Here is a 6,859-nt window from a genome sequence, read left to right on the forward strand (position 1 = left end):
CCTCCCAACATTTCCTCCAAGGAGAACCCCATGAGCAGCGTCTACGACATCCCCCTCAAGCGCATCGATGGCAGCGCGGACTCCCTCGCCAGCTTCCGCGGCCAGGTGCTGCTGGTGGTCAACGTCGCCAGCAAGTGCGGCCTCACGGCGCAGTACGAGGGGCTGGAGAAGCTATACCAGTCGCGCAAGGCCCAGGGGCTGGCGGTACTGGGTTTCCCGGCGAACAACTTCAAGGGCCAGGAGCCGGGCAGCGATGCCGAGATCCAGCAGTTCTGCACGCTCAACTACGACGTGCACTTCCCGCTGTTCTCCAAGATCTCGGTGACCGGCGCCGACCGCCATCCGCTCTACACCGCGCTGGTGCAGGCGCAACCGGAGGCCACCGGCGAGGGGCCGTTCCGCGAGCGGCTGGCGGGTGCCGGCCTGGCCCCGGCGGATCGCACCGCGGTGCTGTGGAATTTCGAGAAATTCCTGGTGGGCCGCAATGGCGAGGTGGTGGGGCGCTTCTCGCCGGACGTCACCGCTGACGATCCCCGCCTGCTGCAGGCGATAGACGCCGAACTGGCCAAGGCCTGATTGCCGATTCACCGATACCGAGGAGGAAAGATGAACGGAAACACTGCACGCATCCTGCTGATGGTCGCCCGCCTGAGCTGGCTGCTGGCGCTGGGCGCCGGGGCGGCGTTCTGGCTGGGCTGGGGCGTGCCGCTGCATGCCCACATGGGCCTGGGTGGCCTGATGGTGCTGTCGCTGCTGGGCGTCGCCCTGCTGGGCCTGAGCCGGCGCACCGGGTTGGCGCTGGCCCTCGCGGCGGTGGCGGTGCTGGTGCCTGTGCTCGGCATGATGCAGCTGATGGCGCCGCTGTTCGACAGCCGGGTGCTGACCCAGGTGGTGCATGTGGCGCTGGGCTTCTGTGCCATTGGCCTGGGCGAGGTGCTGGCGAAACGGATGAAGCAGGGCGCAGCCCCCCTCGTCTGACGTTCACGCGGCCGCAGTCCCGAGCCGGCGGCCGGGGCCGGATCGACGAGAACCGCAGGCGCGCGACCGGCCTGCGGTTTTTCTTCTTGCGGCGCCGGGGCAGAGGATGGACGATCCGCGCTGAGCCGGTGGAGACCGGCCTGTGGCCCTCGAAAAACAATACATCCCATACCCCACCCATAGCCGATGTCCGCAACCGCCCACCGTTTCCCCGCCAGCCGTGCCGAATGGCACCGCCATGTGCTTTTCCTCGCCTTTCCCATCGTCCTCGCCAACCTGACGCAGCCCATCCTGGCGGCGGTGGATACCGCGGTGGCCGGCCACCTGCCCGACCCGGCGGCGCTCGGCGGCGTGGCGCTGGGCGGGGTGCTGTTCAGCTTCCTGTTCTGGGGCTTCGGCTTCCTGCGCATGGGCACCACCGGCCTGGTGGCGCAGGCCCACGGCGCGCGTGACGCCGCCGGGCTGCGGGACGCGCTGTTGCGTGCGCTGCTGCTGGCCTTCGCCATCGGCGCCGTCGTGCTGCTGCTGCAGGGGCCGCTGATTGGCGGCGGGCTGTCGCTGCTGGGCGGCAGCGAGGCGGTGCAAGCGCATGCGCTGGCTTACTCCTCGGCGCGCATCTGGTCGGCGCCGCTGGCGCTGGGCAACTACGTGATCCTGGGTTACCTGCTGGGCCGCCAGCGGGTGCGGGTGGGTCTGCTGCTGCAGGTGTGGATCAATCTGGTGAACATCCTGGTCGTGCTGCTGCTGGTGTATCGCTTCGACCTCGGCGTCGGCGGCATAGGCGCGGCCACCGCGGTGGCGGATGGCGCCGGCTTCGTGCTCGGCATCGCGCTGCTGTGGCTGACGCGGGAGCGCGCGCCGGAGCGCAGTGCCGGGCCGCCGTCCTGGGCCGGGCTGCTGGCGCCGGCGGCCTTGAGCCGGATGATGCTGATCAACCGCGACATTTTCCTGCGCACCGTCTGCCTGCTCGGCAGCTTCGCCTGGTTCGCCCGCGCCGGTGCCGACCAGGGCGACCTGGTGCTGGCGGCGAATGCGGTGCTGCTGAACTTCCAGAGCTTCATGGCCTGCGGTCTGGATGGCTTCGCCCACGCCTCGGAGGCGCTGGTGGGCGCGGCGGTGGGCGCGCGCGACCGTGCCGCGCTGCGGGCGTCCATCCGCGTCTCCATGCTGTGGGCGGCGGTAGGCGCGGCGGCCTTCTCGCTGGTGTATGCGCTGGCGGGCGAGGGCATCATCGGCCTGCTGACCGACCAGCCCGAACTGCGCGCGGCCGCTGTCAGCTATCTGCCCTGGGCGGCGCTGCTGCCGCTGGCCTCGGTGGCCGGCTTCCTGCTCGATGGCGTGTTCATCGGCGCTACCCGCACCCGCGAGCTGATGCAGGCCATGGTGCTGTGCTCCGTCAGCTTCGTCGCCCTGGCTTTCGGCCTCAAGGCGCTGTGGGGCAACCACGGCCTGTGGCTGGCGCTGCTGCTGTTCATGGTGCTGCGCGGGCTGGTGCTGTGGCTGATGCTGCCGCGCATCGGGCGGGATCTGGCGTTGCCGGCTCCGGCTGGCGCCTGAGCGCGGATTCCGCGGGGGAATCCGTTCCGCTCCGGCGGGCCGGTCTGAGCCGGATTCGAGGCTGGCGACCGGGCGTGGGAAGCGGTGCCGGCTGAGGGCCGGAGCTCAGTCGTCGTGGCTCTCATGCGTGGCGGCGGCGCCGCGTTTCCAGTAGCCGGCGGCCTTCACCCGGTTCTTGGGCAGGCCGCGCTCCTCCACCAGCAGCTGGCGCAATTGGCGGGCGGTGTCGGATTCGCACGCCACCCAGGCATAGCCCTCGCCAGGCGGCAACTGCAGCGCCGCCACCGCTTCGCGCAGGCTGGCGCCGGCGCCGCGGTGTACCCAGTGCAGCGCCAGCGTGGCGGCGCTGTGAAGATCCAGTTCCTCGGCGGCCTCATCCACTTCGGCGACGACCAGGGCGCGGGCGCCGGCGGGCAGTTCTTCCAGCCGCCGGGCGATGGCGGGCAAAGCGGTTTCGTCGCCCGCCAGCAGGTACCAGTCGAAGCTCTTCTCCAGCACGAAGGAGCCACGCGGGCCGCCGACGCCCAGCCAGTCGCCCGGTTTGGCCTGCAGCGCCCAGGCGGTGGCCGGGCCGGCCTCGTGCAGGGCGAAGTCGATGTCCAGCTCGCCGGCGGCGGCATCGTAGCGGCGCGGGGTGTAGTCGCGCGCCTGCGGGCGGCCATTGGGGAAGCTCATGCCCTCCGGCGTGGCGACCGGCAGCGGCGGCTTGAGCTGACCAGGCTCCGGGAAGAAGAGCTTCACATGGTCGTCATGGGCGGCGCTGGCAAAGCCCTCCAGCTCATCGCCGGCCAGGGTGACGCGCAGCATGCGAGGGCGCAGTTGCTGAACCTGCTTCACCTGCAGCAGGCGGAAGCGCAATTCGTGGCGGATGCGGCGGCTGATGCGTTCTGTATCTGTCATGTCTTTTCGTTCCTGTCGGGGGGGGCCGGCGCTCAGGCCGGCTGCTCGGGTTGGCGCAGGGCGCGGATCTCGTCCGCGGCGCGGCGCAGGATGGCGGCGATGCGCTCAAGCTGTTCGCCGCTACAGGCGGGCAGGGTGTCGTACAGCGCGTGCTTGAGCGCGTGGCGGGCGGCGTGCAGCTCACCGGCGACGGCGTCATCTTCATCGTCTCCGGCTTCCGCGCCTGCCTCCTCGCCATCGAAGGCGCGGCGGGCGCGCTCCATGCGGGCGCCGACGCGTGCCAGCTCGGCGAGCACGCCGTCGGCGACCTCGCGGTGGGCGGCGAGGCGGCCGCGGCCGATGTCGGTGAGGCTGTAGCGCTTCTTGTTGCCTTCGGTTTCCACCACCGCCTGGCCGAGTTCCTCCAAGTAGGTGAGGGCGGGATAGACCACGCCCGGGCTGGGCGTATAGAAGCCGGCGGAATGCTCCTCCAGCTTGCGGATGAGCTCGTAGCCGTGGGCGGGGGCTTCGGCGAGCAGGGCGAGGATGACCACCTGGAGATCCTTGCCGCCCAGCTTGCGGCCGCTGCGCAGCCCGCGGCCCCCCATGCCACCGCCGAACCCGCCTGCGAAGCGGCGGCCGCGGCCTTCATGATTTCCGTGCATGAAATGCTCCTGGTTGACGATGCTTTTTATCGTAAGATGTATCGTACGATAATTCAAGGCGGTATTTTTCGGGGAAACAGGGGCTGGCTGCGTTGCGATGAACGTCCCTGGCGCTAACGCTGTTGCGCTTCGACAAGCGGGGCGCGGCTCAGCTTCCGGCGGGGCGGGAACGCGAGCTGCATTGCTTAGCGCGAAAACTGCGCTGATGCCACGCTTGCTGCCCGTATCGTAGCGCCCTGCCGCGTAGCGCCGCTGCAGGCATGCCGCCTGGTCCGGCAGCCGCTCGCGGGCAGTGTTTTCTTGCCTCATGGAGATGGAATTGAACCTGTGTGCGGGCATATGCCCTGTTGGTCGTGGCGGTGCGGTGCGATGAGTAGCGGATCGCGTCTGGAAGTCCTCAAGGAAAAGGTTTTCCTCCATTTCCTGTCGGCCAAGCTGCTGGCCACGCTGGCGGCGCAGATGGTGGGCGTGGCGGTGGGCTGGCAGGTCTATCAGCTCACCGGCGACGTGCTGGCGCTGGGCTTCGTCGGCCTGGCGCAGTTCGCTCCCTTCATCGTGCTCATCCTGCCCGCCGGCCAGGTGGCGGATCGCGCCGCGCGCAGCCGCATCATCGGCTGGTGCTACGTGGTGCAGTGCCTGGCGGCGCTGTTGCTGCTGGCGATCACGCTGGCGGACCTGCGCCAGGTCGGGCTGATCTACGCGGTGCTGGTGCTGCTGGGCTGCGCCCGCGCCTTCATGATGCCGGCCAGCCAGGCGGTGCTGATCAACCTGGTGTCGCCGGCGCGTTTTGCCCAGGCGGTGGCGGTGCATTCCTCCTCCTTTCACGTGGCGGTGATCGTCGGGCCGCTGCTGGGCGGCGCGATCTATCTCGGCGGCGCGCATGCGGTGTACCTGTCGGCGGCGGCGCTGTTCGCCTGCTCGGTGTGGCTGATGAGCCGGGTGCGCACCCGGCCGGCGGAGCAGTCGCCCGGCGCGGCGCGCGGCGCCGGCGCGGTATTCGAGGGCCTGCGCTTCGTGTTCTCGCGCCCGGTGGTGCTGGGGGCGATCTCGCTGGACCTGTTCGCGGTACTGTTCGGCGGCGCGGTGGCGCTGCTGCCGGCGATGGCGCGCGACGTGCTGCATGTCGATTCCGCCGGCATGGGTTTGCTGCGGGCGGCGCCGGCAGTGGGCGCCGGGTTGGCGGCGGCGGTGCTGGTGTGGCGGCCGCTGCGGCGGCATGTGGGTGCCTGGATGCTGGGCGGGGTGGCTGCCTTCGGCGTCGCCATGATGGTGTTCGGCCTGTCCACCAGCCTGCCGCTGTCGGTGGCGGCGCTGGCCCTGAGCGGCGCCGGCGACATGGTGAGCGTGTATGTGCGCCACATCCTGGTGCAGCACGAGACGCCGGACGAGATCCGCGGCCGCGTCAGCGCGGTCAATTCGGTGTTCATCGGCGCTTCCAACGAACTGGGCGAGTTCGAGTCCGGCGTCACCGCGCGCTGGCTGGGCCTGGTGCCGGCGGTGATCTTCGGCGGCGCGGCCACGCTGGCGGTGGCCGGCAGCTGGGTGAAGCTGTTCCCGACGCTGGCGCGTATGGACGGCTTCCCGCACCTGGCAGCCGGCGCGGCGAAGCGGGAGACCCCCGCGCGGCAGGAAAAGGTGGCGGCCGGGGCCGCATCCGAGGCGGAAGGCCGGCAGGGCTGAAGCGCCTGGCGGCGGGGTCCGCGACGCGCGACGGCGCGAGGACGGCGCCGGGCGTCGTCTGGCTGCCGCCGGCTGGTGTATGGTTCGGCGGATAGGGCAGGCCCGCGGGCACGGACAGGGAGAGCGAGTGAAGTTCGAGGCAGTGATTTTCGACATGGATGGCCTGCTGCTGGATTCCGAGCGGCCGATACGCGATGCCTGGCTGGAAGTGGGCCGCGAGCTGGGCGTGGTGCTGGAAGTGGCCACCTACCAGCGCGTCATCGGCCGCACGATGAAGGAGGTGCATGCGATCCTGGGCGAGGTGTTCGGCGTCGAGGCCTACCAGCGCGCGGCCAGCCGCGTCGCCGACATGCTGGAGGCGCGCCACGCCGCCCAGGGTTACACCGCCAAGGCGGGCGCCCACGACCTGCTGCGCTGGCTGGGCGGCATCGAGGTGGCCTGCGGGCTGGCGTCTTCCAGCCACCGCGACAAAGTGGAGCGCCGTCTGGCGCAGGCGCAGCTGCTGGACTTCTTCGATGCGCTGGCTGCCGGTGACGAGGTTACCCACGGCAAACCGGCGCCGGACGTGTATCTGCTCGCCGCCGAGCGCCTCGGCGTGGACCCGCGCGCCTGCCTCGCCTTCGAGGACAGCGAGAACGGCGCCCGCGCGGCGCTGGCGGCCGGCATGCAGGTCATCCTGGTGCCGGACCTGGTGCAGCCGGGCGAGGAGGTGGCGGCGCAATGCGTGCTGCTGAGCTCGCTGGAAGGCGCGCCGGAGCTGTGCGGCGAGTGGTTCAGCCGCCGGAGGATGGTTTGAGCCCGGGCAACCTGCCGGCGGGATGACAGGCACAGCGGAGTTCCAGTAAGGGTTTCGCTATTGCGGTGGTCGGGTGGTGGCGGGAAGGGGCTGTTTCGCCCGCCGGAGCGCCCCGTGGCAGGCAGGCAAGGAGCCGGGGCGTGGGAGAGCGTGGGGCAGCGGCGCCTGGATTAGCGCTGACGCCCTGACGGGCGCTCCCTCCCTCCAGCCTTTTCCCGCGAGGGAAGAAGGTGTGCGGTGGCGGGGCTCACCGGGCATCGGTTACCTGGAACCCTTCAGGCGATCTGCATGCCGTGATCTGAGC

Annotated in this window: 7 protein-coding genes; 5 read left to right on the forward strand and 2 right to left on the reverse strand. The window is 70.5% G+C overall.

Annotated features, from left to right (window positions below):
* Positions 1-30 precede the first annotated feature (30 nt).
* The 3 genes from GRF61_RS22635 to GRF61_RS22645 all read left to right on the forward strand — a co-directional run bounded on the left by GRF61_RS22635 (position 31) and on the right by GRF61_RS22645 (position 2,535).
* The gene (locus tag GRF61_RS22635; protein WP_169152882.1) at positions 31-576 is read left to right on the forward strand and encodes a glutathione peroxidase; all 546 of its coding nucleotides are present in this window, start codon (positions 31-33) and stop codon (positions 574-576) included.
* 30 nt (positions 577-606) lie between these two features.
* Entirely contained in the window at positions 607-978 is a 372-nt protein-coding gene (locus GRF61_RS22640; RefSeq protein ID WP_211166150.1) for a hypothetical protein, read from the forward strand.
* A 186-nt stretch (positions 979-1,164) separates the two neighbouring features.
* Complete coding sequence (locus GRF61_RS22645) at positions 1,165-2,535, forward strand: MATE family efflux transporter (protein WP_169152883.1); 1,371 nt, start codon at positions 1,165-1,167, stop codon at positions 2,533-2,535.
* Between the two features lie 105 nt (positions 2,536-2,640).
* Here GRF61_RS22645 and GRF61_RS22650 read toward each other — a convergent pair whose 3' ends face one another.
* On the reverse strand, positions 2,641-3,435 hold the full coding sequence (locus tag GRF61_RS22650) for a siderophore-interacting protein (protein WP_169152884.1): 795 nt from the start codon (positions 3,433-3,435) through the stop codon (positions 2,641-2,643).
* 32 nt (positions 3,436-3,467) lie between these two features.
* Positions 3,468-4,079: a PadR family transcriptional regulator gene (locus GRF61_RS22655; protein WP_169152885.1), complete on the reverse strand. Its 612-nt coding sequence runs from the start codon at positions 4,077-4,079 to the stop codon at positions 3,468-3,470.
* Positions 4,080-4,448: 369 nt separating this feature from the next.
* On the opposite strand from GRF61_RS22655, the gene GRF61_RS22660 reads away from it, so the two are divergent.
* Together GRF61_RS22660 and GRF61_RS22665 are read left to right on the forward strand one after the other, a co-directional pair.
* A complete protein-coding gene (locus tag GRF61_RS22660; protein WP_169152886.1) occupies positions 4,449-5,759 on the forward strand; it encodes an MFS transporter in 1,311 nt (436 codons plus the stop codon).
* A 127-nt stretch (positions 5,760-5,886) separates the two neighbouring features.
* Positions 5,887-6,555: an HAD family phosphatase gene (locus GRF61_RS22665; protein ID WP_169152887.1), complete on the forward strand. Its 669-nt coding sequence runs from the start codon at positions 5,887-5,889 to the stop codon at positions 6,553-6,555.
* Positions 6,556-6,859: the final 304 nt, after the last annotated feature.

The sequence above is a fragment of the Azoarcus sp. TTM-91 genome (assembly GCF_012911025.1).
Taxonomy (GTDB): Bacteria; Pseudomonadota; Gammaproteobacteria; order Burkholderiales; family Rhodocyclaceae; genus Azoarcus.

Excerpts from the sequence above, each read along its gene's own strand:
- GRF61_RS22635 (WP_169152882.1), top strand. The coding sequence starts at position 31 with ATGAGCAGCGTCTACGACATCCCCCTCAAGCGCATCGATGGCAGCGCG.
- GRF61_RS22640 (WP_211166150.1), top strand. The coding sequence starts at position 607 with ATGAACGGAAACACTGCACGCATCCTGCTGATGGTCGCCCGCCTGAGC.
- GRF61_RS22645 (WP_169152883.1), top strand. The coding sequence starts at position 1,165 with ATGTCCGCAACCGCCCACCGTTTCCCCGCCAGCCGTGCCGAATGGCAC.
- GRF61_RS22650 (WP_169152884.1), bottom strand. The coding sequence starts at position 3,435 with ATGACAGATACAGAACGCATCAGCCGCCGCATCCGCCACGAATTGCGC.
- GRF61_RS22655 (WP_169152885.1), bottom strand. The coding sequence starts at position 4,079 with ATGCACGGAAATCATGAAGGCCGCGGCCGCCGCTTCGCAGGCGGGTTC.
- GRF61_RS22660 (WP_169152886.1), top strand. The coding sequence starts at position 4,449 with ATGAGTAGCGGATCGCGTCTGGAAGTCCTCAAGGAAAAGGTTTTCCTC.